A 26,452-nucleotide genomic window follows, 5' to 3' on the forward strand; every position below is an offset into this window, starting at 1 on the left:
AGAAAAGCCGGGCAATTTACCCGGCTTCTTCGTTATGTTCCTCTTCTTGTTCTAGGTACACACTGTTTCCACATACTATACGTTCAACACGTATTGGTCTTTCATCGGTACTTTTTGACCAATAATTCCCATCCGCATCTACAGAAATGGACCATAATTTCCCATCTTCATCTCTGTAGGTAAAAACTCCGGTCTTTTTATTTCTTCTGATATCTTCATTAATTTCATAGAATCGCTCAGAGCCATCTTCTGTCTGAAGAAAAACCTCACATACAGAATTGATCTTTTCATATTCCATACACCCTGTAAGCAGGATTAAGCCTAGCAACAACACTGTTCCGGAAATCTTTAACATAAAATCTCAAGCAAACTTTCGGATGATTACTTTAAAGCTAAACCGGAATCACCGATTTAGACAAGGCCAATTTAGTAAAACTTTCCTAACCTACGGTATTTGGAAATACTTTCGATCATGTGTTAAAAAATAAAGGACCGATATTCCGGTCCTTTAAACTAACTCAATTTCTAGAATTTATTTTCCTCTATGGCATCAAGGCCGCTACACCAGGAAGTACTTTTCCTTCCATATGCTCCAATAAGGCTCCACCTCCTGTAGAAACATAGGATACTTTGTCGCTAAAACCAAACTTGTTTACAGCAGCTGCGGAATCCCCCCCTCCAATCAGAGAGAATGCGCCATTTTCAGTTGCCTCAGCTATTGCTTCAGCTACGGCTACGGTTCCATGAATAAAGCTACTCATTTCAAACACTCCCATAGGCCCGTTCCAGAGAATAGTCTTCGATGATTTGATCACATCAGAAAAAAGCTTTCTTGTTTCAGGACCAATATCAAGCCCCATCCAACCATCCGGGATTTGTCCTGCTGTAGCAAGATCTTGTTCTGCATCGTTTGCAAATGCTTTTGAGGTCACTGTATCTAGAGGCAGAATGATTTTCACTCCTTTTGCTTCTGCTTTTTGCATCAATTCTTTGACATAATCCAGCTTGTCCTCCTCACATAATGAATCTCCTATAGTGCCTCCCTTTGCCTTGGAAAAAGTGTAAGACATTCCACCACCTATGATCAGGTTATCTACTTTTTCCAGAAGCCTTTCGATAATTAGAATTTTGTCAGAAATTTTCGCACCGCCCATAATGGCTGTGTAAGGCCTTTCTGGCTTTTCCATTACCTTATCAGCATTCTCCAATTCTGAGCGCATCAAATATCCAGCTGCCTTGGTATCAAAAAATTTGGCAATCACTGCAGTCGAAGCATGTGCCCTATGTGCGGTTCCAAAAGCATCATTGACATAGACATCCCCTAATTTTGAGAGCTTTTCTGCAAAGGCCTCATCTCCTTTTTCCTCTTCTTTGTAAAACCTTAGGTTTTCCAACAACAATATTTCTCCTGGCTTCAGACCCGTGGCTAAATTTACAGCTTCACTGCCAATACAATCCGGAGCAAACTTCACACTCTTGCCTAAGTTTTTTTGGAGAGTACTGATTACGTGCCTCAGTGAAAAAACATCCTCCGGACCGCTTTTCGGCCTGCCTAAATGAGACATCAGGATGACAGAACCTCCTGATTCTAAGATTTTTTCTATGGTCGGTATTGCAGAACGTATTCTGGTATCATCACTTACAGTTTGATGTTCATCTAATGGAACATTGAAATCCACCCTGATCAGGGCTCTTTTTCCTTTGAAGTCAAGGTTGTCTACACTTTTGATTCTTTCATTCATGGTTATGAGTTTTTAAAAGGTTTTGATGTAATCAGACTATTGATTACGGGGTTATGTCCAAAACAATTATGTTTCAAAATTCAAAATCAATTGGCCGCAGCTCTTTTTAACCTGTCATTGATCGCTCTTCCAAGCCCTTTGTCAGGTAAAAGCTCCGATAAAATTACGGAAACATCCAAGGTATCCAAAGCCCTCATCGCTGCAAATAATTTTTTTGCAGCCTCAGCAGGGTCTCCTGATCTGCTTAACTGTCTTTGAAGTTCCGCTGGAACATTTGGCAAAACCTTGGTAAATGTTAGAACCGCAAAGCGATCCCCCCGCCGGGAATATGCCGCACTCAATATTTCAACATCTCCCAACACAAATGGTTTGGAAGGTGCATAGTGGCTTTTCAGCATTCCGGGAGATTTTGGATTGCTGCTTGAATGTGCCATTACTTGCACATCACCAACTACCTCTTCGATTTCCTGAATATCCAACCCTCCAAGTCTGTACACAGTCACTTGCCCATTTTCTAATCCGACAATAGTGCTTTCTAGTCCAACTTCACAAGGTCCTCCGTCCAAAATATATGGTATTTGGTACCCAAGCTGTGCATTCACGTGTGAGGCTTGGGTCGGGCTGATATACCCAAATGGATTGGCGCTTGGTGCTGCAAGAGGAAAATCCAAAGAGGCAAGCAGGGCTTTTGTCAAAGGATGTTTGGGTATTCTTACTGCAACTGTTTCAAGACCGCTGGTCACCAGATCAGGAACAAGTGATTTCCTTTTCAGGAGTAAAGTCAATGGGCCAGGCCAGAATTTATCAGCTAGAACCTTTAACTGTTCCGGCACTTCCTTTACAAATTGATGAACTTTGGAAAGTTCATCTGTATGGACTATCAGGGGATCGAAAGTGGGCCGCTTTTTGGTTTGGAAAATTTTGGCAACTGCATCAGGATTCAAAGCATTGCCCGCCAGCCCGTACACAGTCTCTGTAGGAATAGCAACCAAATGTCCTGATTCCAAGAGTTTTTTTGCTCTTTCTATATCCTGTCCTATTTCCGCCATCAGTCCTTACAGAAATCATCAATCCAGACTTTTGCTTCTGAAAAACCCAGACTCAAAGCCATTTTAAGATTTGCACATCCATCTTCTTTCTGGCCAAAGGCTGACATCTGAGTGACTCCAAGCAAATAGTACGCTGGACCATTGCTGTTATCCATATTGACAGTATTGACCAAAGACTCTATCGCTGCTACTGGATCATTATTACCCAATTGTGCTTTGGCTTTATTGAATTGTACTAAAGGCTGATTGGGATTGGCCTGAAGGATCACATCAAAATCAAAAATAGCATCTTCATATTCTTCCATTCCCAAAAGGGCCAGTCCTCTATTGTAATAAATGTCAGATTGCTGCGGATCAAGTCCATTGGCCTTGTTGTAATCCAAAACAGCTTCTTTGAACTGCTTCTTCTCTAGGTGGGCGTTCCCTCTGTTGAAGAAAGGCTTATAGGAAGTCTCGTCCAAGTCAATCGAGGCAGAAAAAGCTTCTATTGCTTCGTCGTATTTCTCCTGTTGATAAAAAGCCACACCTTTAGCGTTATAAGCAGAAGTATGTTCTGGATTTTTATCAATCACCCTGTCCATAAATTCAATCGATTTTTGATACTCCCCAGATTCCAACATCTTGATTCCTTCATCAAAAAGCTCCTCTTCTGAAGGACTACAAGCTAATAGTATTGTGATGGCGAAAAGCCAAAGCAGTTTGTTTTTCACTTTGATATGTTTTTTTGCGCAAAGATAGGGAATTAAAGAGCTTAGGAAGAAGCCAATTCCATTTTTAGCCTATATTCTTCAGGTACCGGTACGGGTCGCATTGTCTCCATAGAAACAGAAACCATTACAGTAGTAGCAGAGGCATATATTTTTTCTTTGCCTTCTATGTCCTTACCCATGATGATTTGTTCCATTATAAAGGATGTATTGCCTACATTTTTGATTTTTACAAAAACCTCTGGTTTATCCAATGCATATATAGGAAGTCTAAAGTCAATATTGATATTGGCCACCACAGTGCCTATTTTCATAACATCCCATCCACATACTTCATAAAGAAAAGATGCTCTTGCGTGCTCAAAATAGCTAAAATAAATACCATTATTGACATGCATGTAGCCATCAATATCTGAAAACCGCACCTGAACAGGCACAGAAAAAGAAAAAGAGGATTTGACATCCTCTGTAGAATACTTTTCCATCTATTGCTTCTTTGAAAATTATAATAGAATTTCGGATTTACTGGTTTTTTCTAACATCCGAAGAATTGAAATATTGCTTCCCACCAAGTCTTCGACTGTGTCAAAAGGAATCCAAGCCAAGTCCATACTTTCCTCAGATATCATCAAGGGTTCATTCATTTCTGCTTCAATCAAAAATCTCACATCGTAATGAAAATGTTCAGGGATATCCCCTCTTTGTGGTATCACATGTCTATCAATATCGAAAATCCCGGAATCCACAAAACTCAAAGACGACAGCCCACTTTCTTCAATTGCTTCTTTCATGGCTACCTCTTGAAGATTTTCTACACCGTCAGCATGCCCTCCTAATTGAAGCCACTTATTAAGCTTTTTGTGCAAGGTCATCAAAGTATGTGTCCTTCTTTTGTTTACAATCCATGCAGAGGCTGTAAAATGCCCATGCAATCGCTCCCTTTGAAAAGCCAGATCATCATGCGTCAGGTCTATAAAATCCTGAATGAATGAAGCCTCTTCTTCAAAAGGTGTGCGGTAATTTTCGAGGTTTTCTCTTAAAATTTTTCTATTCATCTCAGGATTTGTTTTGAAAGACATTATCAATAAACTCTTCAAAAGGATCTGCATTCTTATACAGGTGATCGGAATACACCGTTACAAGAACTTTTAGAAAATTGGGTTTATCGTTGATACTGACTTTTTCTATACTTACGTTGCCGTACAGCTGGTCTATTTTTTTTGAAAAGTCAGCGTTACTCAGTGGTGGTTTGAAATACTGCTTCTCGGTCGTCTTGACATTGTCGTTGACTTCTTCAATCTTCCGGTCTAAGCTGACCCTACTATATCCCAAATCTAACATTCGTCTACCAAATGCAAAGAAAAGATTGGAAAAACTTTCTTCAGTAAGTGGTTCTTCATAGGAAACAGCAAAGCCATTGGCATAAGGAGATTTGAGAATATGTACTTCAGGCTTATTATTCATGCCTGAATTTTTGAAATGGTAATTTTTCTCAATCAGTGCCAGAAGTTCTATTCCTTCCTCAGAAACCAACCACTCCTCAACAGCGTCTTTTTGATCTTCGGTCTGGGTGAAATTCTCCTTGATGTTAATGCGTTGATCCTTTTTGGGAAAAAGCTTTCCAAATATGTCTTCTATAAATGAGGCCATTCAGTCTTTAATTTTATAATTACCGTTGGGCTCACAAATAATCAAACCTTCGTCTTCCATTTCTCTCAATACCCTAACGGTGTAATCATCTTTTTTTAATCCGGGGATTTCCTGGATGTTATGGAGAGAAAACAAAGTTCCCAGCCTTAAAGTTTGGAGTATTTTGTTCCGAAGCTTGACACTCTGATCTTCCTTTGATTTTCTTCTTTCCACACAGACATCGCAAATCCCACAACTTGCCTCTGTTTCTTCCCCAAAATAATTGGAGATTTGTGTAGCCCTGCAGACATCCTTTTCACGGAGATAGGCGATCATGGATTTTGCCTTGGAAATAGCGTTCTGCCTTCTTTCCTCAATCCTTTTACTGTTTAGGGGCAGTTTGCCTGCATCATATCTTTCAGTCAAAAATGTTATTTGAGGCTGATCCTTCCTTTTAGAGTAGGCAATGATTCCCTGACTGTCTAATTGTTCTAAAATTTTGATCAACTGATTTTCAGAAATATTTAGAGATTTTGACAGCTTCCCTTCCTGAATTTTCAGAAAATCAGAAAACAACTCTCCTCCATAGGTTCTGAGAAGCATCTTAATCACGGGATCAAGCCGCGCATTGGCAATCTGAAATTCATATAGGGAACTGTGATCCACTGAGAATTTTAAGGCTGAAGGAGCATAAAAACCTTCATTCATTTCGATCAATCCTTCTTCCTGCAAAACCTTGATGGCATTGTAAACACTTAGTAAATCTAGATTATAATTGCTTGTAAACTCTGAAATATTAAAATCAAAACTCACCATAAACCCGCTACCTACTGCCATTCTGTAATAATTAGCTAGGCTTTGATAAACTTTTCTCAAAAACTCCAGGGGTGGATAAGCCATGGCCGCTCTTTCTTCCAAAGTTTGGATATCCTGTTCATTGGTCAATAGGACCGCATAGGCTTTTCTCTCATCCCGACCGGCCCTTCCCGCCTCCTGATAGTAATTTTCGAGGTTTTCGGTAAGATCCACATGAATTACCATCCGAACATCCGGCTTGTCTATCCCCATCCCAAAAGCATTTGTGGCCACCATTACCCTGACTTTTCCAGATTTCCATTCAGTCTGTCGGAGCTCCCTTGTTGTGTTATCCAAGCCTGCATGATAAAAAGTCGCCTCAATACCTATCCTTTGGAATACTGAAGCTATGTCTTTGGTACCCTTCCTATTTCTGACATACACGATGGCACTACCAGGTACCTTTTTTAAGATTTCAATGGCTTGTTCAAGCTTGTTTTCTGCCCATCTCACAGTATAGCTTAGGTTTGCTCTGGAAAAAGACTTGACAAATACAGCAGGGTTTTGAAGTTGTAATTTGGATATGATATCTTCTTTTACCTGAATCGTAGCCGAAGCAGTCAAGGCAAGGCAAGGGACTTCCGGATGAAATTCACGGATATTTGCAATTTCCAAATAGGGAGGCCTGAAATCATATCCCCATTGAGAGATGCAATGTGCTTCATCTACTGCAATGAGATTCACATTCATTTTTTTAAAACGCTCAATAAAAAGATCGGATTTGAGTCTTTCAGGGGATAGGTACAGAAATTTATAATTCCCGTAAATGCAATTATCCAGGACAGTGTCAATCTCTCTTTTACTCATACCTGAGTAAACCGCAGTAGCAAGCACTCCTCTTTTCCGTAAATTATCCACTTGGTCCTTCATCAATGCTATCAGAGGACTGATAACCACACATATCCCTTCAACGGCAAGTGCAGGCACCTGAAAGCAGATTGATTTCCCTCCTCCCGTAGGAAGTAAAGCAATACAGTCTCTTTTTTCCAAAACTGACAATACTATTTCCAACTGACTTGGGCGGAAGTCACTGTATCCAAATACCTTTTGGAGAATATGTAGGGCTTGGGCTTTCAATTCACCAAGTTAGTTTTTCCTTATTCAAAAATGCAGCAATCCCTCTCTGACAGTCTTCCGACCCTCTGGCTTTGGCGTTCATCCTGGCAGCATAGTCCAACCCATCTTCCAAGCTTTTCTCCTGAACTCTCCCTATCATTTCTTTGGTGAGCGACAGAGATTGTGATGAGTTTTGCTCGATTAATTTCCTGGCATAAGCGAATACCTTATCTTCCAGATCCTCAGGTGACACCACCCAATTGACAAGTCCCATAGCCCGTGCTTCATCAGCTTCAATCAAATCTCCATCAAGCAAAAGCTGTTTGGCCTTCCCCTCTCCTATTTTTCTGATCAAAAACACTTTGACAATTGCAGGTACAAAACCAATCTTGACCTCTGTATAACCAAACTTGGCTCCCTCTGCTGCAAATGAAAAATCACAAACGGTCGCTAGACCACACCCTCCGGCTAAAGCATGGCCTTGAACCTCTGCTATGATAACTTTCTGAGAGGTATAAATCCTATAAAAAAGCTCTTTGAGACTTCTGCTGTCTGCAAGATTTTCTTCAAATGTATTGGTCTGCAAAGACTGAAGATAAGCCAAATCAGCCCCTGAACAGAATACTTTTCCTGAAGCTCTGATCACAATTACTTTGACCTCCGAACTGTTCTCAAAATCCCCCAAACTTTGCTTTAACTCCCCCACCATCTCATCATTGAGGGCATTTCTTTTTTCAGGTCTGTTTAAGGTAATGTATCCTACTCGGTCTTTGATGGAAGTTATAACTGCCTTATTCATTTTATATTGGGGTTTATTTTCATAGTTTGATGATGAAAGATAGAGTGCCAAAAATGAGGATACAAGTCTTGAATCAGTAAAATGCCAATTTATAGGTCTTCCCTTCACCCTGAACCTGATTATCCAAAACCTCTTCCTGCCATTCCCCATCTTCCCAAACATAACTCTGAAAAGGACTTGTAATCCCCTGCAAATCCATTTTCCCGCTAGATATAATCAATGATCCAATATTTTTCGGCAAGACTGCTTGAATGATACTGTCATTTTCCAATAGCAATAAATCCTGAACAGTTTTCTTTTGTTGTGAATTTCTAAATGGAGCTAATTTAAAATTTTGACTTGCTGCATCCATGTTGTCAAAGGAATACAGGGCGTTGCCCAAAATCAAGTCTATTGAAAAATCCTTTTTACCTACATGAAAAATCATCTCTTTCTGTTTCAAATCATTGTTAAAACGCACTCCCTTCAAAATCAATAGCAAAGCCAATAAAAACATCAAGGAATACAAAGGCCAAGTCCTCCTAATTATTGTGGCAATGAAAATAAGCGCCAGAATCATCCAGTAAAAGAAAATGGTCTGGGTAGAAAAGTATATATTATCTACTCTGGCCAAGGGCAAATCCTGAATCCCGAATACAGCAAAATTCACCACAGCAATCGAGTTTTCGGTCAGCCATGCCAAAACACCCCCCAAGAATGGTACTCCCCCTAATAGCATAAGTGGTACTCCAAAACTCATAATCAAAAAAGCACCGGGAATAGCGACCAGGTTGGATAATATAAAATAAACAGGAAACGTATGGAAGTAATAAGCCGAAATCGGAAAGGTAGCCAATTGAGCCGCAACACCAACTGTAGAAATCTGCCAAATGTATTCTAAAACCTTGTTCTTAGGCAGCCAATGCCTAACTAAGACAGGCTGAAAAAGCAATATACCTGTCAATGCTACATAGGAAAGCTGAAACCCAACTGCAAAGATCAAATCCGAATCAAAAATCAAAAGAATAAAAGCTGAGAGGGCTATTGCATTGAAAATAGATGGACTCCTCGACTTCATCTGTGCCAATGCCATGAGAGAGAACATCGTTGCAGCCCTCATGACCGAAGGAGACATACCTGTAAGCATAGCATACCCCCAAATCAGGAGAATAATAGTGCTCAAATAAATGATTCTTTTGTGCCTTTTGAGGCGATAGGGCTTAATGAACAGAAAAAAGAACCCATATATAATACCGACATGCAAGCCTGATACAGCCAAAATATGCATTGCCCCTGCAGTAGCGTAGGCCTCACTGATTTCCTTTTCCATATTTTTCTTTTGCCCCAAAAGCAGTGCTTTGGCAACTTGGTTTGCTCTTGGGTCTTGGATCAGCAGGTCAAGGTTACCCATGACATTTCTTCTAAGACTGATAAAAAATAAATTAACCGGTTGGTCATGGATACTCCCGATTTTTTGAAAATTTTCATTTATAAAGTGCTGATGGGTGATTTTTTGCCTTCTCATAAACTTCCTGTAATCAAATTCATAAGGGAAAGTGGGGCCCTGAATAGCTTGAGGAAATCCTGGGATCATTAAAAAGTCTCCAACATTCAGTCCTTTTTCTGAACGATGATAAATCAGTACCTCTCCATCTACAGGAACCCAAGTCCCATTGACAAACCCTTGCTTTAATCTGACCCTGTTGGCTATGGAATTTGGCTTGGCTTCGTCTTCTCCAAGAACTTGGGCAGTATAGGCAACAAATGACATGTTGAGGTTAGAGAGGTGCAATGGAGAGTTTTTCAGATCATTTTTATGCGAAATCAACAATCCTAAAAGAGCCAACTGAACTGCGGCCAGTGATGGTATAAGAAATTTATAATTAAAAGAGCGCTTTTGCTGATTCCTCAAAACAAGGAACAAATACACTGTAAATGAAAGCCCCAAGCCAAAAACCAAGATTTCCTGGGCAATAAAATTCAGACAAGGATAAATCAATATCCCTAAAATGAGAAAAGCCAGATACCTTAAAAATGGAAACTCAGAAAAAATCATTCTTTCAAAAGTTTTTCTGAATTTAAACAAAAACAAAAAAAAGAGGGCCTCTCTAGCCCTCTTATGAATCAAATTAAACGGATAAGTTGATCAAAACCTATATCCCACATTAAACCCAGCCTTAAATTCAATTGCTGAGAAAGTATTGGCCACTTCTTGAGAAAACACCCTGCTGATAGCAGCGAAGGGACCAAAGGCAAAATTATTGTAATTCCACCTATATCCCGACATCAATCCAATCTGCCCACTGTTCAGGCTCGTGACTGTTATAGAACTATCAATGGCCTCAGTATACTCACCAAATCTATATTTGAAGAAAGGCGAAACGTGGATTTTGCCTCTATCATCTCCCGCGAAATAAAAATTGTAGGAAAGCAAAAAAGATGTGGCGGAAAAATCTCTCGCATCCCCGGCTCTTCTGTAGCCAAACCTGTCATTGAGATGCAGTTCAACACCTATAGATTGGTCGTTGGCGATAAATTGCTCATAACCAACTTCTACCGAGCCTAAAAGAATGGTATTTAAAAAATTTAATCTAACTTCTCCTCTTGGATTCTCCAATGAAGTCTGGGCTTTTAATGGATTTTGTAAAATAACCAAAGCGACAATCGCAATTACAATTTTTTTCATTTCTCATTCATTTAATTTAAAAGCTATAGACTGCCCGGCTGGTCAGCAGTTCCTGAAACTTTTCCAGGAATATCAACCAATTACGAGTGATACAAAAGAAAGCAAATGATCAGGTTAAAGTTTATTTCTTTTGATTTTATCTCATTACGGCTGAATCACAAATACAGTTCCATTTTATAATGAAGGATGTTACATTCTTCAAAAATATCGCCTACCTTTTCAAAGCCAAATCGGGCATAAAGTGAAACTGCCGGAAGCTGAGCATGCAAATATAACTTCTTCCCTTTTGCCTCGGGCTGGACAGCAATATCATCAATTACCGATTTCACCAAAGCCTGACCTACGCCTTTACCTCTTTGAGAGCTTAAAACTGCAAAACGCTCCAATTTCACCCCATTATCTGTAAACCTCCACCTGGCTGTTCCTGCCGGTGTCTCTCCGGATTTTGCCAGAAAATGTGTGGAACTGGCTTCAAATTCGTCATATTCCTCAGAGGGATCTACTTCCTGCTCAATGACAAATACTTCTTCTCTGATTTTAAAGATAGTATCAAGCTCATCTTTTGTCCTGACCTTTGTCACTGTTACCGGGCTCTCTTCTTTCATATTTTTGATTTTCACTTTTTTCGTAAGCTTCAATGATGGATTTAACCAGTTTGTGCCTGATCACGTCCTTTCCACTGAGATTGACTACACCAATACCTTTTACATCTTTTAGCACGGCCAAAGCCTCCTTTAGTCCTGATTTTTGTCTGCTTGGAAGATCTACCTGTGTCTGGTCTCCGGTGATGATTACTTTTGAGTTAGGTCCCATTCTGGTTAGAAACATCTTAATCTGCTCTGATGTGGTATTTTGGGCTTCATCCAAAAGCACAAAAGCATCATGTAGCGTTCTTCCTCTCATATAGGCCAATGGTGCAATTTCTATTACTCTTGTTTCCTGATAAAATTTCAACTTTTCCGAGGGAACCATATCCGCCAAGGCATCGTAAATCGGTCTTAGGTAGGGATCCAGTTTTTCTTGTAGGTCCCCTGGTAAGAAGCCTAAGTTCTCTCCAGCCTCTACTGCAGGTCGGGTAATTATAATCCTTTTGACTTCTCGGTTTTTTAAAGCTCTGACCGCCAATGCAACTGCAATGTATGTCTTCCCAGTACCAGCAGGGCCTAGGGCAAAAACCAGATCATTTTTAAAAGATGCATCCACCAGCTTTCTTTGATTGGGCGATTTGGGCTTGATGACAAGGCCCTTATTCCCAAAAATGATCACATCATCTTTCCTGTTTTCTTCAAAAGGAGCTCCTTCCAGGGCAATATATTCCTTGACATTGTCAGGTGTCACATGACCAAACCTATGGAAATGCTGAAGGAGCATATTCAGAAGATCGTTGATTCTCAAAATTTCAGGAGCTCGCCCCTGAATCCTGATTTCATTTCCTCTGGAAACAATTTTGCTTTGTGGGAAAGCTACTGCAATCTGGCGTATGTTTTCATTTTCTGTACCTAAAAAGTCCAGCAGCGGGATATTTTCTAAAGTAATTACTTTCTCTACCAATCTGATATATTTGATTTACGATTTGAACCTGTGGTGTACGGAATAAATTTCTATTTTTGCCAACACCTAGTACAAAAATAGAAAATTTTAACGGACTTGCTTCTATGGCATTGATAACATTCACCTCGGATTTCGGAGACAGAGATTATTATGTACCCGCTGTTAAAGCCAAGATGTTGTCGATCAACCCTCAATTATCCATCATTGACATCACTCACAAAATTGAGAATTATGATGTCGCTCATGCTGCTTTTGTGCTTAAATCAGTTTTTAGGGAATTCCCCAAAGGCACCATTCATTTGGTTGCCATGAATGGAACTAGTAATATCACAGATGGTTTTATAGGAGTCAAACATGAGGAGCATATTTTCCTTGGACCAAATAATGGAATCCTATCCTTACTTTTTGAAACAGAGCCAGGTATCGTGGTTCAGTTTGCAGATATACATCTCAAAGAAAGTACATTCCCTGCTAAGGACATCTTGGCTCCCATTGCGGCCAAAGTAGCATCAGGGGCCGCTATTCACGATTTTGGAGGTCCTTTGGGCCAATTCAGGAAAATGGTTCCCCGACATGTAAAAGCCAACAAAAAAGAAATTACAGGCCATGTGATCAGGATTGATAACTATGGGAATTTAATCACCAATATAGAAAAAACGGTTTTTGACAAACTCAACCCTGGAAAATTCCGGATAAAATTCAGCCGGGAAATTCTGACACACCTTCATCAGACCTATGATTTGGTAGAGCCGGGTGATTGTTTTGCATTTTTCAACAGTCTAGGACTTTTGGAAATCGGTATCAACCATGGTCATGGGGGAGATTTACTTGGATTGAGGTATGACAGTCCAGTCTTTGTTGAATTTATCACTGAAACAAACATAATTGAATGATCAGAGTAGTCAGGATGATTTTTGAGGAAGATAAAGTGGAAGATTTTTTGAAAAACTTTCATCAACATAAGGAACAGATCAGGAATTTCCCTGGCTGTAGCCATTTGGAACTCTGGCAGGACGAAAACAGCAAAAATATTTTTATGACCTACAGTCATTGGAAAGACGAAGAGGCATTGAATCAATACCGTGATTCTGAACTCTTTAAATCTGTCTGGAGCTACACTAAGCAGCTTTTTTTGGAAAAGCCTATCGCCTTTTCTGCAAAAAAAATTGAGGAACTGCCTTAAATAGGCTTGCAGAGAAAAAAAACAATACTCATATTTGCATCCCGTTCAGCAAGGAATGGAAAGTTCACCTGCCCAGGTGGCGGAATTGGTAGACGCGTTGGTCTCAAACACCAATGCCTTCGGGCGTGCCGGTTCGACTCCGGCCCTGGGTACAACAATGCAAAGCTCCTTCTTTTATTAGATGGAGCTTTTTTTATGGCATAGACCGGAGGAGAAGTTTATCCCGATAATTTTGGGAATGCATGCCCTAGGTACAAATATTCACAGAAATGCAGGATTTTTTTTTGATTTTTGCGGTAAGATTAATGAATAATAGTTAAACTTTTCCAAAGTTCAGAACTTTGGAAAAGTTAAGGGTTTTAGGGCGCCTAATTGGAACCTCAAGTTTCTAAGACCACAATATGTGACCCGTAAGATTCATCTTCTAAAATCACCAATAAATTAAACTCAGAGTTCAGAATCCTAAAGCTGTCAAAAGCTTTTTGCAGTCAAAGCATTGATAACTTTCAGCCTATTCTCTGCACTTCAAACAAGAACAAAATTCCTTAAAATCACACCCTTCAGGATTGCCCGAAAACTAATCCATAGTCTGGAAATTAAAAAAACACAAAATTAGGTTAGCAGAAAGAATACTGAGAAATAATATCCCAATATGGACTATTTATGAATTTAATGTTGAAATAAAAAAACCACGCACCCGCTAATGAGTAACATCAAAGTTCCTTTTATCCGAAACAAATAATCCTATACCACCTTTCCATTCCTCTACAAAATACTTAAATTCAAACTTACAATTATTTGATTGACAACCATTTTCACGCTTAATCACCCGACACCTATGAAGCGTAAAGGATTAATGGTAGATACCCTTTTAAAAATCCTTGCTAAAGAAAGCTTGGTCTTAGGGATCATTTTGCTTGTCCCTTTTTATTGTCTCGCCCAATCTGACATCATCAGTCAACTGAAGCGTGACTTGGAATCAGCTCCAAGAGATACCAATAAGGTCTGGATCTATAGAGATTTGGCTTTTTATTATCAAGAAGAAAACCTGGATTCTGTCCTTTATTTTTCAGAGGAAGCCAGCAAGCTTGCCATACAGTTGAATTTCACTTATGGACAGATTTGGAGTCTCTACCAGAAAGCTTTGGCTCTGGAATACCTCAATCGCTTTGAAGAGGCTATGGATATCTTTTCGTTTATGAAAAGCTTAGCCATACAAAACAGGGACAGTATAAGTCTTGCCAAAATCACCAATGCCATTGGGGTCGCTTATTATTATCAGGGGATTCATGATGAAGCTCTTTCCCACTACCAAAAAGGCTTGGAGTTAAGTGAAAAATTAAATTACCAAGAAGGGGCATCCCATGCTTTGAATAATCTGGCTGTGATTTACAGGCAACAGCGGAACTTCAGACGGGCTTTGGAAATACACGAAAAATCATTGGCAATCAAAACAGCACAATCAGATACTGTGGGCATGATCAATTCACACTATAATTTGGGGCTCCTTCATTCCTACCTCAATGACTTCAAAAAAAGTTTTTCTGAATTCGAATTGGCAGAAAAATTATCCTTAAACACCCCTTCTTCGCACAACCTTGCTGAGATCAATATCGGAAAGGCTGTGGCTCTGTACAACCTTGGAAATGACAATGAAGCGTATGACCTTCTTTTTGCTGAAGTCCCCAAACTCAAGCCAGACAAAATCCATGAAAAAGCTGCAGCGCTTACGTATTTGGGGATTTTGGAAATAAAATTGGATAAAAACGGCTTAGACAGATTACTTGAGGCCCATCAATTATTGGAAAATTCCGATAGATTGGAATTGCAGAGACAGCTGTACAAAGAAATGGCCTCTGCCTATGAAATTGTTGGTAAACACAATCTCGCTGTGAATGCCTGGAAAGAGTACAATATACTTAATGATAGCATTAATAATGAGCAAAAGGCCTGGGCTATGGAAGAAATGCAGGCAAGATTTGATGCCATTGACAAGGACAAGAAAATCCAGCAACAAGAACTGGCTCTCTTCTCTGAAAAATCAAAGAAAAAATGGATTGGTATAGTACTTAGTCTTACATTCTTCTCTTTTGCTACCGGGATGTATTTCTACATCAGAAAGTGGAGAGCAAGTGTGAAAAAACAGGAGGAAGAACTCAAGAATACAATCCACAACTCAAGTATTGATTTTCAAAAAGTCAATGGTAAAATGTTGACACCGCTCACCAAGCGTGAAATTGAAATAATAAAATTGGTCGAAAAAGGCAAATCCAACAATGAAATAGCCGATCAACTTTTTGTGAGTGAGAACACCATTAAAACACATCTAAAAAACATTTTTTCGAAAACCGAAGCCAACAATAGGACCGACCTGATTCACCGCTTACATAGGTACTAATCAAAAATTGAAAAATCACCCAAATGGGTGATTGATGTAAAGTTAGATTCCTGGAATTTTACCAAGAAAATCAATCGCTTTCAAAACCAATTTTTATTATGAAGAAAATCTTGAAAATCTCTGCTTTCGTCATCACAGGAATCCTTTCCCTAATTCTTGTGGCTGTTGCTTACATTTCCATCGCTCTCCCCAATGTTGGCCCTCCTGAGGAAATGCAAATAGAAATCACAGGGGAACGGGTAGCTCATGGAAAATATCTTGCCCATCACGTAATGTTATGCGTAGACTGCCATTCTGTCCGTGATTTCGAACTTTTTGCAGGTCCGCCGATTCAATCCACATTAGCTTCTGGTGGAGAAGTTTTCGACAAAAAAGAAGGTTTCCCCGGAACGTTTATTTCCCCGAACCTGACTCCCTTCAACCTCAAAGACTGGACGGATGGGGAGATTTTCAGGGCCATTACCACTGGGGTGAGAAAAGACGGTTCCGCTATCTTCCCAGTGATGCCTTATGGAGAATATTCCAAGGCAGACCCAGAGGACGTAAAAGCTGTGATTGCTTACCTCAGGACTTTGGACCCTGTAGAAACAAACCACCCAAAGTCTAAGCCTGACTTCCCCTTCAACATCATCTTGAATACCATGCCCAAAAAAGCAAGCCTAAGCAAAAGACCTAACCCACAACAAGATCAAATTGCTTATGGCGGATATTTGGCGACCATTTCGGGTTGTGCTGAATGCCATACCAGGTTTGAAAATGGAAGCTTTGTAGGCGAACGGCTGGCTGGAGGACGGGAATTTGAATTCCCGGAAGCCCTATTGGTTACTCCCAACCTGACCCCTCATGAAAGCGGAATCGGAAATTGGACCAAGGAAATGTTTGTTCAGCGTTTCAAAATGTATGGTGAAAACTATGTTCCTGAAAAGGTCAAGCAAGGAGACTTTCAGACAATAATGCCATGGATCATGTACGCAGGTATGGAGGAAAGAGACCTAGAGGCCATCTATGCTTATCTCAAATCCCTTCAGCCTGTAGAGAACTACGTGGAAAAATTTCAGGCCAAAAAATAAATTATCAAAGGGGCAGTTTCACGGCTGCCTCTTTTCAATTCCAATTGGCTTCTTTCTGAAACATGTCCTCAGGTCTATCTTCCTTATTCATAGGCCAAATACTATGCAATATGACTCCATCCCTTCTCAAGGCATAACCTAATACAAAAGTGATTTCCTGACAATATTCGTATTCCAAATAGATAAACTTCTCTCCGTCCTCACCAATTTTTTTAAAGGTATTTGCCAATTTATAATTGCTCGATTTACCACAAAGTTGATTGACTGACCCTTTTAAGTTTTCCAGGTTTCTCTTTTTGTTTTGAAAAGCGACTGATGAAGGAATACCTTCCGGCTCCATCATAGGATGATTGATCAGGCGCTCTGGAGTTCTCACATTTTTCAGGAAAATCTCAGCATCCTTTTTGGCCTTTCCCACCAAAGGATCTGACTCGCAAGAGAAAAGTAAAAATACAACAATTGGGAACAGGAGCTGTCGGACGTTCATAAGCATGATTTTTCCGAAACTAAACAAATTCTTCCAAAGAGAATAAAAACTTATACTCTTTAGTAAAAAGCATCTTCAAAATGCTTGAAATTGACATTTCCGTTTCTATCCCTGTACACACCAACTATGTCGAAGCGGATATCCTTGTGCCAGTCTTTTTCATGGATATAATGATCTGCCGCTTTGACCAGAAGTTTTCTTTTGGTACTGTCTACAAATTCTTCGGCATAGCCATAACCGGTTCCGCTCCTGTATTTTACTTCTACAAAAATGAGAAGTCCTTTGTAAATAAAAATGAGATCAATTTCAGCATGTCCGTATCTGTAGTTTGCATGCTGAAATTCATAGCCTTTTCCTGACAGCCAAGTTTTGACCAAGTCTTCGGCTTCCTTACCTTTGTCGTTGTGAAGTGCCATAATTATATGCATTTGAAATTGAAAAGCTGATTAAAAACCAATGGGCACTTTAATAAGAAAGAACTAACCTAAAAAAATCAGCGTTCATTTATCGCATTAAAGATAACCCGTGAACGAATTTATCAATAAAAAAGTAAAATTTCTAGACCTAGGCAGCAAGGACTATAAAGAAACCTGGGATTTTCAGGAAGAGATTTTTGCAAAAACTGTATCCTTAAAAATTGCCAATAGAAACGCTGCTCCGGAAGCACAACAAATCACGGATAATTACCTGATTTTTGTAGAACACCCTCATGTATATACTTTGGGTAAAAGCGGTGAAGAATCCCACCTTTTGCTGGATGAAAATGGGCTAATAGAGAAACAAGCTACATTTTATAAAATCAACCGGGGAGGTGACATCACCTATCATGGTCCAGGACAACTTGTTGGATATCCAATTCTGGATCTGGATAATTTCTTTACGGATATTCACAAGTACTTGAGATTGCTGGAAGAAGCTATTATCCTTACTCTGGCAGATTACGGAATCGAGGCAGGAAGGATTGACGGGCTTACGGGTGTATGGATAGACCATATCGAGCAAAAGAATCCCAGGAAAATCTGCGCTATGGGAGTCAAATCCAGCAGATGGGTCACCATGCACGGATTTGCTTTCAATGTCAATGCCGATATTGATTATTTTAACAACATCATTCCCTGTGGAATTCCGGACAAAGCAGTGACTTCTATGCACCTGGAATTAGGCAGACCTTTAGACTTAGATGAAGTCAAAGAAAAAGTCAAAAGACACATTATTCATCTATTTGAAATGGAAGAATGATTTATGATAAAAATGGATATTGTTATTTTCTGGTCAGACCTAAATAGAAATTAAGTAGAAATATAATTGAAACTGGAGCTTTAGCGGAAGTCCCGAGAGTGAAGCGATTTGGGATATAATAGAAATAGATATTAATGGATATTGGATACTAGTGGATATTATGATACAGAAATATGCTTCGCGAAATAATTAGAAATATGCCTTCGGCGAAATATTTTTTAACCCAGAGCTTTAGCGCAAACCAGAAGAGACAATTGATTCGGGATATAGAAGAAAGGATATTAGTGGATATTAGTGGATATTAGTGGACATACATTTTAACTAAGTCAAATACTAGATTACGAGTCTTAAATCTTATGTCTCAAATCTCTTGTCTCAAATCTAAAAAATGAAAAAAGACATCAACTTTCATCCCATAACAGGGGTAAAACTAGCCATTGCCAAGGAAGAGGTAAACGGCAATACAGAATGGGCAGTATATATCATCAACCTCAACCTGATCGAGCTGAATACAGTGATGATCACTTCAAAAGGTTATGGAATAATGGATGGGGAAGAAAAGAAAACCTCTACATTGCGTCACTTGATACAGGAATTGGGAGCGCAGTCCATTGCTAAAATTGAACCTATCGATCCTGCTCTTTTTGCTTTAAGCAATGAGTTTTGGGTGAGTTACTATATTATGGATCAGATTTTTGACAAAAAATTCATCTTCCCCCATGGTAGCATGGATCCCGGCAATGTTAAATTCATTCCTGAACTGGGCCTTGAGGGAGTTTTGCATGGGTAAAAGGATCACAATTCAATTTTAAAATCCGTGATTTCTAATTAAATTCATCGCTACCAACTTAATAATTAAAGCGAATGAACAATTTTTTGAATGAACTCAAAGACATCCTTTTTCTTGATATCGAAACAGCTTCTTGCGAATCCTCTTATGAAGACTTGCCTCCGAGGCTGCAAGAAGAATGGTTGAAAAAAGAAAAACTTATCACTCAGGGGACCAATAAGGAGAAGGAAGTAAAACCCGATGCAGGGAGTTTGTTTTTTGAGAAAGCAGGCATTTATGCTGAGTTTGGAAAAGTCATCACCGTAGGAGTTGGGTATTTTCATTTTAATGCTGAAGAAAACAAGTTGGAATTCAGGCTCAAGAGTTTTGCAGATGAAAATGAGTACGACACCTTATCTGCTTTTGCCGAGCTGCTACAAAAAAAGAAGTGGATTCTCTGTGCCCACAATGGAAAAGAATTTGATTTCCCTTACCTGAGCAGGAGGATTCTGATCAATAGGATTCCATTACCAGAGCCACTTCAGATGGCAGGTAAGAAACCTTGGGAAATCCGCCATTTGGACACGCTGGAACTTTGGAAATTCGGAGATTACAAGCATTACACCAGATTGGAATTGCTGGCTGCAGTTTTTGACATTCCTACTTCCAAAGATGGGATTGATGGTTCTCAGGTCAATGAGGCGTACTATGTAGAAAACAACCTTCAAAAAATCCGTGAATATTGCCTAAGGGATGTATTGGTGACCGCACAGATATATTTGGCTTTTCAGTGCTTCCCTCCTGATGTGGAGATGGAGGTTATTAATAAAGATGATTCTGAATGATATATGATTAGAGTAGGATTATTGATATTAGTGGGTATTTTTAGTTATTGAAATATGCTTCACGAAATCGGAGTGAAACGGAGATCCCGAGAGCGAAGTGATTCGGGATAAAATTGAAATAAATAGAAATAGAATAGCGGGAAAATCTATAAGAAACAGATATTCTGAGACCAGAGCTATTTGGGAGATTATGGAAATAGGATTAGAATAGGGGTTTCGATATTGATGGATATTTTTCTCTACTAAGATAATTAAGGTATTTTACCTTCTTTTCTTTAGCTTTCAAACTAAACTACCACATGTCAATTCAAAATTCAACTCGTGTTATTTCAAAATTCATATCTTGTTATTTCAAAGTTAACATTGTGAAATTTCAAAATTCAACTTACCTTTGAAATAAAAACATGCTGGTTTCGAGAGACATAGTGTCAGCGATAAAAAGGATTAGCCCCAAGTACCCAATTCTGGCACTGACAGGCCCAAGACAATCCGGAAAGACTACCCTGCTCAAAAATTTATTCCCGGACTACAGGTATGTCAGCCTAGAAAATCCTGATAACAGAAACTTCGCTGAGTCAGATCCTAATGGCTTTTTGAAAGAATTCCATACAAATGTAATTTTTGATGAAGTTCAGCGTGTTCCCGAACTGTTTTCTTACATCCAAAATATCGTTGATGATAGAAGAGGGGAAATGGGAATTTATCTCCTTTCAGGTTCGCAAAACTTTCACCTGATGCACAGCATCACCCAAAGTTTAGCCGGAAGGGTTGCGATTTTCAAGTTGTTCCCTTTTGATTTTAAGGAATTGAACAATGCCGGATTATTGGGAAAGAACTATTTGAATTCACTGATCAAAGGATATTACCCGGCCATTTATGACCGGGATATCCCTTCAAAGGTCTTTTACTCCAATTACATCGAAACATACATAAACCGGGACATCGGTGAACTTGTTGCTATTCGGGATTTGAGGATTTTCCAAAACTTCCTTGCCCTTTGCGCTACTAGAGCAGGACAACTATTGAACCTGAATGCCTTGGCTAATGAATGCGGCATCAGTCAACCTACTGCTAAAGCCTGGCTTTCCGCTTTGGAACAAAGTTTCATTACATTTCAACTATACCCCTATCACAAAAATTTCAATAAAAGGATTGTCAAAACACCTAAGCTTTACTTCTACGATACAGGTTTATTATGTCACTTGCTCAAAATCAGCAAAACGGAAAGTATACTGACAAATCCTATCAAAGGTGCTTTATTCAAAAACATGATGATTGCAGAGTATGTGAAACAAATGCACCATCAAAACAATCCTCAAGATCTATGGTTTTGGCGGGATGCTGCTGGGAATGAAATTGACCTATTGGTCGACAAAGGCGACAAAATTGATATCATAGAATTCAAAGCCTCCCAGACTATAAAAACCCAAATGTTTGATGGACTTGCCAAGTTTGAAGAAATCTCCCAAATACAAAACCTAAACAAGTCATTGGTTTATGGAGGAGAAACAACTCAAAAAAGAAGTGCTGGAAATTTGGTGTCATGGAGGAGGGTTGAATTATAAAAATTCAATCTTTCCTCTCGTATACCTCAATCCATCCAAACTCGGTGTTTTTGAGAATCATTTTGCCATCCTCGAAATCAACATTTGAAATTTGAACAAAGTTTGGTGCACCAGGAATTGATTGTGAAGGAAAAATATGAATATTGTTTCCTACTATTTTCCAAGCCATCATTTGCGATGCTTCTAAAAAATCTGAAGCTTTCAAAGTCAAGGTCAGTGATTTTTTGGTAAGTACTCCATGGACTTCTTCTGCTTCCCCTTCCACCTCAAAAACACCTGTAAATCCATTTTTACTTTTCCTGCCGACGAACTCCTTGGAACTTAAATCGGATCGGTAAAGTTTACCCATTAGCAATTCACCCTGCTCAGAAACAGATAAAACCAATGGGTTCTCCAAGTCTATGCTCTGATAAATACCCTGAAAATTCTGAGAAAACCCATTTATCTGAAAAGCAAAGCAGGTGAAGAATAAAAAAATGCTGATATTCGAGTCCATCTTTTTAGAGGTTAATAACCTACCACTCTTTAATTAAACTCTAAGTTAAAAATTTTCCTCGAAACCCAAATGATTTTAGTAACTTTAATCACAAACAAACAGGCCCAGTTCAAACATATCAATGGCCTGAAATTAAATAATTGGAAATAAACTTTTATGGGAAGAAAATCAAATAAAAATAGCCCGCAGGGCAAAAAGAAAGGCGGAAAAATAACTGACTCAGCCCAACTGACTCGAAAAATCCTGAATTTTTTGGACAATCATTTTGGAGAGGAATTCAACGCCAAACAAATCATCAAAAAACTGGAAATCAGGGATAGTCTGACCAAAGGCACAGTAGATACGGTTTTGCACAAACTAGCTGCTGCGGGCAATATCTCCAAAAGTCCCCGCAATTACTTTTCATCTGTCAAAGACCCTGAATTTATTGAAGGAGAGGTAGATTATGTCAATCCACGGTTTGCCTATGTCGTTCCAGATGCCAAGCATAATCTGGAGGAAGATATTCAGGTGAAAGCAGCTGATATGAAAAACGCACTGGACGGAGACAGAGTAAGGATAATGGTCTATCCATCCAAGGGACGCAGTGGAAGACTGGAAGGTAAGGTACTTGAAGTTGTAGAGCGCGACAGGGATGAGTTTGTAGGAAGAGTAGAGATTTCTCCGCGCTTCGCTTTTGTGGTGCCCGATTTCAAAAAAATGCACCAAGATATTTTTGTACATAAAGGGGATCTTGGAGGCGCTGAACACAATCAGAAAGTCGTGGTCAAGATGACCGAATGGAGAGATGGTGATAAAAACCCAACCGGAAAGATTACAAGAGTGCTCGGCAAAGCTGGAGAGCATGAAGTAGAGATCCACTCCATCATGGCAGAATTTGGACTTCCTTTCGGATACCCTAAAGAAGTAGAAGAAGAAGCCAATGAAATCCCTGAAGCTATTCCCGAACAAGAAATCAGCAAAAGAAGGGACATGAGGGATATACCTACCTTTACAATAGACCCTTCAGATGCCAAGGATTTTGATGATGCCATTTCATACAGAAGACTGGAAAACGGCAATTTGGAAATCGGAGTACACATAGCCGATGTCACCCATTTTGTCAAGCCCAAAACCATGCTGGAAAAAGAAGCCTACCATAGGGCTACTTCTGTTTATCTGGTAGACAGGACAATTCCCATGCTTCCTGAGCGCTTGAGTAATGGTCTTTGTTCGCTGAGGCCAAATGAAGATAAATTGACTTTCTCCTGTGTTTTTGAAATGGATGAAAATGCTGACGTTCTCAATCATTGGATAGGACGCACAGTAACCCACTCGGATAGGCGGTTTGCTTATGAGGAAGCCCAAGAATGCATCGACAAGCAAGAGGGCGACTTCTATTCAGAATTAACCTTACTTAACAACCTTGCAAAGAAAATCCGCAAAAGGAGATTTGATAAGGGAGCTGTAAATTTCGAAACCGTCGAAGTCAAATTTAAATTGGATGAAAAGGGTACTCCTCTCGGACTGATGATCAAAGAGCGAAAAGACATCCACAAATTGATTGAAGAATTCATGCTCTTGGCAAATAGAACAGTAGCAGAATTTATTTTCAACAAAAACAAAGGAGCTGATACATTTGTATATAGAATTCATGACCATCCAGACAGCGAAAGACTGGAGACGTTTTCCAACTTTGCCAAAAAATTTGGACATGAAATAGAAATAGGGGAAGGAGTGAGAATATCAAAAGCTCTGAATAAGCTCATGGATGAAATCGCCGGGAAGCCCGAACAAAATGTTCTGGAACAGCTTGCCATCAGAAGTATGGCCAAAGCCAAATACACCACTGAGCCAAAAGGGCATTTTGGGCTGGCATTTAAGCATTACACTCATTTCACATCTCCTATTCGAAGATATCCCGATATGATGGTGCATAGGCTATTGCAACATTACTTAGAGGGAGGAAAATCTCCTGAAGCAGATCCATGGGAGGAAAAATGTTTGCATTCCTCTGAAAGGGAAAAAAGGGCTGCAGACTCGGAGAGAGCCTCCATCAAATACAAACAGGTAGAATTCATGGCGCTAGCGGAGGACAAAGACTATGAAGGTATCGTTACTGGAGTTACAGAATGGGGAGTTTTTGTAGAAATCACCGAAACCAAATGCGAAGGTATGGTACGTGTGACAGACATGAAGGATGATTATTATGAGTTTGATGAAAAAAATATGCGTCTCATTGGGACAAGAAATAAAAAAATGATCACTTTGGGTGAAAAAGTGATAGTCCGTGTAGTGAACACAGACATAGACAGAAGAACCATAGACCTGGAATTTGCTGATAATGAATCAAAAGACAAGCGTAAATAAAATTTTACAAGACCTGGAATCCCATATACAGGGGTACACCTACGGGGAATCACCCAAAGAACTTTACGAACCTATTGCTTACATCATGAGTTTGGGCGGAAAAAGAATCCGCCCATTGCTCACACTGCTAGCTTACAGTCTTTACAAAGAGAATTATGAAAAGGCACTTATTCCTGCAGCTGCTGTTGAGGTGTTCCATAATTTCACCCTGATGCATGATGACATAATGGATGTGGCTCCTCTGAGAAGAGGAAAACCGACCGTTCACGAAAAGTGGAATGACAACACAGCAATTCTTTCAGGTGATGTGATGCTGGTAAGAGCATACGATATGTTATTGGAAGTTGATCATACCATTTTACCCAAGTGTATCATGTTGTTCAATCAGACAGCAGCCGAAGTTTGCGAGGGACAGCAGCATGACATGAATTTTGAAACCATGGACATTGTTGGAGAAGCTGCCTATTTGGACATGATTCGTCAAAAAACTGCCGTACTTTTGGGTTTTGCCCTTCAATTTGGGGCCATTATGGCCGGCGCATCTGAAAAGGACTCTAACAAACTTTATGAGTTTGGTGTCAATGTTGGAATCGGTTTTCAGTTAAAAGATGATTTGCTTGATGTCTACGCAGACAAAGCAAAATTTGGGAAGCAAGTAGGAGGCGATATCATTGCCAATAAAAAAACTTTCCTCTTGATAAAAGCTGCGGAGCTTGCAAAGGATGAATCAAAATCTACTCTGGAGCATTGGCTAGAGCAAAAAGAATTCGACAAAGAGGAAAAAGTAAAGGCAGTCAGGAAAATTTATGACGAATTGGGAATCAAGGCTCTTACAGAAAAGAAAATGCAGGAATATTTTGATAAAGGACTTGCTCAATTAGACTCAATTGATGTCCCTCATAAAGACGCATACCAAGCCCTTCTGCAAATTACCCAAGATCTAATCAACAGAGAAAAGTAAGCTCTCACTTATGGAACTATCAGCTACGGTAATACTCATTGCTATTACTGTCCTCACCTCTTACTATGCTTGGAAAAACCCTACAATCATGGAAAGGTGGATGTTTACCCCTTATGCCATTAAAAACAGAGGGCAATGGGACAGGTTTATTCTCTCAGGCTTTATTCATAAAGACAGCATGCATTTGCTGTTCAACATGTTTACATTCTTTTTCTTTGGAAGAGTGATTGAAATGTTCCTTACCTACAGACTAGGATTCGGCTTGGGAATCGTTACATACATTTTCTTTTATATTTCAGCAATTGTGATCGCAGATATTCCAACTTACCTAAAACACCATAACAATAGCTATTATCGAGCTTTGGGTGCCTCAGGAGGAGTGGCGGCAACGGTTTTTGCAAGCATTATCCTGATGCCCCTTTCAGATATCTGTCTATTTGGAATTGTTTGCTTACCAGGGTTTGCATTGGGTATTATGTTTTTACTTTACTCAGTTTTCAAAGCCAAAAAAGGGGACGACGGCATCAATCATGATGCGCATTTATACGGAGCATTATTTGGCATTGCATTCATATTGATTTTATCTCCGCAGAGTGCATTCGATTTTATAGACCAAATAAAAAGCTTCAGGCTTTTTTGACCTGAAGCTTTAAACTCTAAGAGAAATTTAATTTACTTCCCTTTCTGAAGTTGTCTTACGTTTTTATCTGTAACTGCTTTCAATAATGAGATCCAGTTATCACCCTTTTCTTCAGAAAAAACATCAGGTCCGGGAATCCCTACTCGCATACCCACTATCCTATTGGCACTGGCTCCCTGACCTTCATTTTTGAAATAAATATCTACCGCATTGATAACATTTGTAAATCTGGATAATTTATCAATTGAACCCCTTATCTCGGCCTGTACAGCTTCGCTGATATCTAGATTCACTGATTGTACATCAATCTTGATTCCTCTATAATTTTCTGTGTAATTCATAAAAGTGGATTTTGATTATTAATTGACCTTGGCGGCATTTTTGATTATATTAAGAT

General features: G+C 39.4%; 28 protein-coding genes and 1 tRNA gene. 12 read left to right on the forward strand and 17 right to left on the reverse strand.

Going from position 1 to position 26,452, the window contains the following annotated elements; all coding sequences use genetic code 11:
• Window positions 1–16: 16 nt before the first annotated feature.
• The 13 genes from A33Q_RS09400 to A33Q_RS09460 form a co-directional block, all read right to left on the reverse strand.
• The gene (locus tag A33Q_RS09400) at window positions 17–355 is read right to left on the reverse strand and encodes a hypothetical protein (RefSeq protein ID WP_009034321.1); all 339 of its coding nucleotides are present in this window, start codon (window positions 353–355) and stop codon (window positions 17–19) included.
• 187 nt (window positions 356–542) lie between these two features.
• Window positions 543–1,742 carry a phosphoglycerate kinase gene (locus tag A33Q_RS09405; RefSeq protein WP_009034322.1) on the reverse strand — a complete coding sequence of 400 codons (1,200 nt, stop codon included), beginning with the start codon at window positions 1,740–1,742 and terminating at the stop codon, window positions 543–545.
• 86 nt (window positions 1,743–1,828) lie between these two features.
• Entirely contained in the window at window positions 1,829–2,791 is a 963-nt protein-coding gene (locus A33Q_RS09410) for an L-threonylcarbamoyladenylate synthase (RefSeq protein ID WP_009034323.1), read from the reverse strand.
• Window positions 2,791–3,411, reverse strand: a complete 621-nt coding sequence (locus tag A33Q_RS09415; protein ID WP_200862458.1) for a tetratricopeptide repeat protein — start codon at window positions 3,409–3,411, stop codon at window positions 2,791–2,793. Before A33Q_RS09415 ends, A33Q_RS09410 begins: the two co-directional genes overlap by 1 nt.
• A 131-nt stretch (window positions 3,412–3,542) precedes the next feature.
• Entirely contained in the window at window positions 3,543–3,983 is a 441-nt protein-coding gene (locus tag A33Q_RS09420; RefSeq protein ID WP_009034325.1) for an acyl-CoA thioesterase, read from the reverse strand.
• Window positions 3,984–4,001: 18 nt separating this feature from the next.
• Window positions 4,002–4,553, reverse strand: a complete 552-nt coding sequence (locus A33Q_RS09425; RefSeq protein WP_009034326.1) for an NUDIX hydrolase — start codon at window positions 4,551–4,553, stop codon at window positions 4,002–4,004.
• A gap of 1 nt (window position 4,554) precedes the next feature.
• Window positions 4,555–5,148 carry a hypothetical protein gene (locus A33Q_RS09430; protein WP_009034327.1) on the reverse strand — a complete coding sequence of 198 codons (594 nt, stop codon included), beginning with the start codon at window positions 5,146–5,148 and terminating at the stop codon, window positions 4,555–4,557.
• Window positions 5,149–7,059 carry a RecQ family ATP-dependent DNA helicase gene (locus A33Q_RS09435; RefSeq protein ID WP_009034328.1) on the reverse strand — a complete coding sequence of 637 codons (1,911 nt, stop codon included), beginning with the start codon at window positions 7,057–7,059 and terminating at the stop codon, window positions 5,149–5,151.
• 1 nt (window position 7,060) lies between these two features.
• Complete coding sequence (locus A33Q_RS09440) at window positions 7,061–7,837, reverse strand: enoyl-CoA hydratase/isomerase family protein (protein WP_009034329.1); 777 nt, start codon at window positions 7,835–7,837, stop codon at window positions 7,061–7,063.
• A gap of 73 nt (window positions 7,838–7,910) precedes the next feature.
• The gene (locus A33Q_RS09445; protein ID WP_009034330.1) at window positions 7,911–9,872 is read right to left on the reverse strand and encodes a ComEC/Rec2 family competence protein; all 1,962 of its coding nucleotides are present in this window, start codon (window positions 9,870–9,872) and stop codon (window positions 7,911–7,913) included.
• Between the two features lie 90 nt (window positions 9,873–9,962).
• A complete protein-coding gene (locus A33Q_RS09450) occupies window positions 9,963–10,502 on the reverse strand; it encodes a hypothetical protein (protein ID WP_009034331.1) in 540 nt (179 codons plus the stop codon).
• A gap of 155 nt (window positions 10,503–10,657) precedes the next feature.
• Complete coding sequence (locus A33Q_RS09455) at window positions 10,658–11,107, reverse strand: GNAT family N-acetyltransferase (RefSeq protein ID WP_009034332.1); 450 nt, start codon at window positions 11,105–11,107, stop codon at window positions 10,658–10,660.
• Window positions 11,058–12,053: a PhoH family protein gene (locus A33Q_RS09460; RefSeq protein WP_009034333.1), complete on the reverse strand. Its 996-nt coding sequence runs from the start codon at window positions 12,051–12,053 to the stop codon at window positions 11,058–11,060. The genes A33Q_RS09455 and A33Q_RS09460 overlap by 50 nt, the downstream gene beginning before the upstream one ends.
• A gap of 104 nt (window positions 12,054–12,157) precedes the next feature.
• Here A33Q_RS09460 and A33Q_RS09465 point away from each other — a divergent pair, with 104 nt between their 5' ends.
• The 5 genes from A33Q_RS09465 to A33Q_RS09485 all read left to right on the forward strand — a co-directional run bounded on the left by A33Q_RS09465 (window position 12,158) and on the right by A33Q_RS09485 (window position 16,704).
• Window positions 12,158–12,946 (forward strand): SAM hydrolase/SAM-dependent halogenase family protein, encoded by a 789-nt coding sequence (locus A33Q_RS09465; RefSeq protein WP_009034334.1) that lies wholly within the window; start codon window positions 12,158–12,160, stop codon window positions 12,944–12,946.
• Window positions 12,943–13,236: a putative quinol monooxygenase gene (locus A33Q_RS09470; protein WP_009034335.1), complete on the forward strand. Its 294-nt coding sequence runs from the start codon at window positions 12,943–12,945 to the stop codon at window positions 13,234–13,236. Before A33Q_RS09465 ends, A33Q_RS09470 begins: the two co-directional genes overlap by 4 nt.
• A 70-nt stretch (window positions 13,237–13,306) precedes the next feature.
• Window positions 13,307–13,388 (forward strand) — tRNA-Leu (locus A33Q_RS09475).
• Window positions 13,389–14,074: 686 nt separating this feature from the next.
• Window positions 14,075–15,634: a LuxR C-terminal-related transcriptional regulator gene (locus A33Q_RS22520; RefSeq protein ID WP_009034336.1), complete on the forward strand. Its 1,560-nt coding sequence runs from the start codon at window positions 14,075–14,077 to the stop codon at window positions 15,632–15,634.
• A 98-nt stretch (window positions 15,635–15,732) separates the two neighbouring features.
• Window positions 15,733–16,704, forward strand: a complete 972-nt coding sequence (locus tag A33Q_RS09485) for a c-type cytochrome (protein ID WP_009034337.1) — start codon at window positions 15,733–15,735, stop codon at window positions 16,702–16,704.
• Window positions 16,705–16,738: 34 nt separating this feature from the next.
• Here the strand turns inward: A33Q_RS09485 and A33Q_RS09490 are convergent, their stop codons facing one another.
• Both A33Q_RS09490 and A33Q_RS09495 read right to left on the reverse strand, forming a co-directional pair.
• The gene (locus A33Q_RS09490) at window positions 16,739–17,197 is read right to left on the reverse strand and encodes a hypothetical protein (protein WP_160169347.1); all 459 of its coding nucleotides are present in this window, start codon (window positions 17,195–17,197) and stop codon (window positions 16,739–16,741) included.
• Window positions 17,198–17,250: 53 nt separating this feature from the next.
• Window positions 17,251–17,607, reverse strand: coding sequence for a YraN family protein (locus A33Q_RS09495; RefSeq protein WP_009034339.1), 357 nt, complete (start codon window positions 17,605–17,607; stop codon window positions 17,251–17,253).
• A 109-nt stretch (window positions 17,608–17,716) separates the two neighbouring features.
• Between A33Q_RS09495 and lipB the strand changes: the two genes are divergently transcribed.
• The 4 genes from lipB (at window position 17,717) to A33Q_RS09515 (ending at window position 21,609) form a co-directional block, all read left to right on the forward strand.
• A complete protein-coding gene (gene lipB / locus A33Q_RS09500; RefSeq protein WP_009034340.1) occupies window positions 17,717–18,430 on the forward strand; it encodes a lipoyl(octanoyl) transferase LipB in 714 nt (237 codons plus the stop codon).
• A gap of 388 nt (window positions 18,431–18,818) precedes the next feature.
• Window positions 18,819–19,220 carry a hypothetical protein gene (locus A33Q_RS09505; RefSeq protein ID WP_009034341.1) on the forward strand — a complete coding sequence of 134 codons (402 nt, stop codon included), beginning with the start codon at window positions 18,819–18,821 and terminating at the stop codon, window positions 19,218–19,220.
• Between the two features lie 74 nt (window positions 19,221–19,294).
• On the forward strand, window positions 19,295–20,044 hold the full coding sequence (locus A33Q_RS09510; protein ID WP_009034342.1) for a 3'-5' exonuclease: 750 nt from the start codon (window positions 19,295–19,297) through the stop codon (window positions 20,042–20,044).
• Window positions 20,045–20,448: 404 nt separating this feature from the next.
• Window positions 20,449–21,609: an ATP-binding protein gene (locus A33Q_RS09515; RefSeq protein ID WP_009034343.1), complete on the forward strand. Its 1,161-nt coding sequence runs from the start codon at window positions 20,449–20,451 to the stop codon at window positions 21,607–21,609.
• 4 nt (window positions 21,610–21,613) lie between these two features.
• On the opposite strand, the gene A33Q_RS09520 is transcribed toward A33Q_RS09515, so the two are convergent.
• Window positions 21,614–22,105 carry a hypothetical protein gene (locus A33Q_RS09520; RefSeq protein WP_009034344.1) on the reverse strand — a complete coding sequence of 164 codons (492 nt, stop codon included), beginning with the start codon at window positions 22,103–22,105 and terminating at the stop codon, window positions 21,614–21,616.
• A 156-nt stretch (window positions 22,106–22,261) separates the two neighbouring features.
• Here A33Q_RS09520 and rnr point away from each other — a divergent pair, with 156 nt between their 5' ends.
• The 3 genes from rnr to A33Q_RS09535 are packed head-to-tail and all read left to right on the forward strand — an operon-like array spanning window position 22,262 to window position 26,055.
• Window positions 22,262–24,454 (forward strand): ribonuclease R, encoded by a 2,193-nt coding sequence (gene rnr / locus A33Q_RS09525; RefSeq protein ID WP_009034345.1) that lies wholly within the window; start codon window positions 22,262–22,264, stop codon window positions 24,452–24,454.
• Entirely contained in the window at window positions 24,429–25,415 is a 987-nt protein-coding gene (locus A33Q_RS09530; RefSeq protein ID WP_009034346.1) for a polyprenyl synthetase family protein, read from the forward strand. The genes rnr and A33Q_RS09530 overlap by 26 nt, the downstream gene beginning before the upstream one ends.
• A 10-nt stretch (window positions 25,416–25,425) precedes the next feature.
• Complete coding sequence (locus A33Q_RS09535; protein WP_009034347.1) at window positions 25,426–26,055, forward strand: rhomboid family intramembrane serine protease; 630 nt, start codon at window positions 25,426–25,428, stop codon at window positions 26,053–26,055.
• 32 nt (window positions 26,056–26,087) lie between these two features.
• Here A33Q_RS09535 and A33Q_RS09540 read toward each other — a convergent pair whose 3' ends face one another.
• A complete protein-coding gene (locus A33Q_RS09540) occupies window positions 26,088–26,396 on the reverse strand; it encodes an HPF/RaiA family ribosome-associated protein (RefSeq protein WP_009034348.1) in 309 nt (102 codons plus the stop codon).
• Between the last annotated feature and the right edge of the window lie 56 nt (window positions 26,397–26,452).

The organism is Indibacter alkaliphilus LW1 (assembly GCF_000295935.2).
Classification (GTDB): Bacteria; Bacteroidota; Bacteroidia; order Cytophagales; family Cyclobacteriaceae; genus Indibacter; species Indibacter alkaliphilus.

Coding starts and splice junctions, on each gene's coding strand:
- A33Q_RS09420 (WP_009034325.1), bottom strand. CDS start 3,983: ATGGAAAAGTATTCTACAGAGGATGTCAAATCCTCTTTTTCTTTTTCT.
- A33Q_RS09490 (WP_160169347.1), bottom strand. CDS start 17,197: ATGCTTATGAACGTCCGACAGCTCCTGTTCCCAATTGTTGTATTTTTA.
- A33Q_RS09400 (WP_009034321.1), bottom strand. CDS start 355: ATGTTAAAGATTTCCGGAACAGTGTTGTTGCTAGGCTTAATCCTGCTT.
- A33Q_RS09485 (WP_009034337.1), top strand. CDS start 15,733: ATGAAGAAAATCTTGAAAATCTCTGCTTTCGTCATCACAGGAATCCTT.
- A33Q_RS09455 (WP_009034332.1), bottom strand. CDS start 11,107: ATGAAAGAAGAGAGCCCGGTAACAGTGACAAAGGTCAGGACAAAAGAT.
- A33Q_RS09530 (WP_009034346.1), top strand. CDS start 24,429: ATGAATCAAAAGACAAGCGTAAATAAAATTTTACAAGACCTGGAATCC.
- rnr (WP_009034345.1), top strand. CDS start 22,262: ATGGGAAGAAAATCAAATAAAAATAGCCCGCAGGGCAAAAAGAAAGGC.
- A33Q_RS09410 (WP_009034323.1), bottom strand. CDS start 2,791: ATGGCGGAAATAGGACAGGATATAGAAAGAGCAAAAAAACTCTTGGAA.
- A33Q_RS09540 (WP_009034348.1), bottom strand. CDS start 26,396: ATGAATTACACAGAAAATTATAGAGGAATCAAGATTGATGTACAATCA.
- A33Q_RS09440 (WP_009034329.1), bottom strand. CDS start 7,837: ATGAATAAGGCAGTTATAACTTCCATCAAAGACCGAGTAGGATACATT.
- A33Q_RS09495 (WP_009034339.1), bottom strand. CDS start 17,607: ATGGCACTTCACAACGACAAAGGTAAGGAAGCCGAAGACTTGGTCAAA.
- A33Q_RS09445 (WP_009034330.1), bottom strand. CDS start 9,872: ATGATTTTTTCTGAGTTTCCATTTTTAAGGTATCTGGCTTTTCTCATT.
- A33Q_RS09515 (WP_009034343.1), top strand. CDS start 20,449: ATGCTGGTTTCGAGAGACATAGTGTCAGCGATAAAAAGGATTAGCCCC.
- A33Q_RS09430 (WP_009034327.1), bottom strand. CDS start 5,148: ATGGCCTCATTTATAGAAGACATATTTGGAAAGCTTTTTCCCAAAAAG.
- A33Q_RS09465 (WP_009034334.1), top strand. CDS start 12,158: ATGGCATTGATAACATTCACCTCGGATTTCGGAGACAGAGATTATTAT.
- A33Q_RS22520 (WP_009034336.1), top strand. CDS start 14,075: ATGAAGCGTAAAGGATTAATGGTAGATACCCTTTTAAAAATCCTTGCT.
- A33Q_RS09470 (WP_009034335.1), top strand. CDS start 12,943: ATGATCAGAGTAGTCAGGATGATTTTTGAGGAAGATAAAGTGGAAGAT.
- A33Q_RS09450 (WP_009034331.1), bottom strand. CDS start 10,502: ATGAAAAAAATTGTAATTGCGATTGTCGCTTTGGTTATTTTACAAAAT.
- A33Q_RS09415 (WP_200862458.1), bottom strand. CDS start 3,411: ATGTTGGAATCTGGGGAGTATCAAAAATCGATTGAATTTATGGACAGG.
- A33Q_RS09520 (WP_009034344.1), bottom strand. CDS start 22,105: ATGGACTCGAATATCAGCATTTTTTTATTCTTCACCTGCTTTGCTTTT.
- A33Q_RS09535 (WP_009034347.1), top strand. CDS start 25,426: ATGGAACTATCAGCTACGGTAATACTCATTGCTATTACTGTCCTCACC.
- A33Q_RS09405 (WP_009034322.1), bottom strand. CDS start 1,742: ATGAATGAAAGAATCAAAAGTGTAGACAACCTTGACTTCAAAGGAAAA.
- A33Q_RS09425 (WP_009034326.1), bottom strand. CDS start 4,553: ATGAATAGAAAAATTTTAAGAGAAAACCTCGAAAATTACCGCACACCT.
- A33Q_RS09510 (WP_009034342.1), top strand. CDS start 19,295: ATGAACAATTTTTTGAATGAACTCAAAGACATCCTTTTTCTTGATATC.
- A33Q_RS09505 (WP_009034341.1), top strand. CDS start 18,819: ATGAAAAAAGACATCAACTTTCATCCCATAACAGGGGTAAAACTAGCC.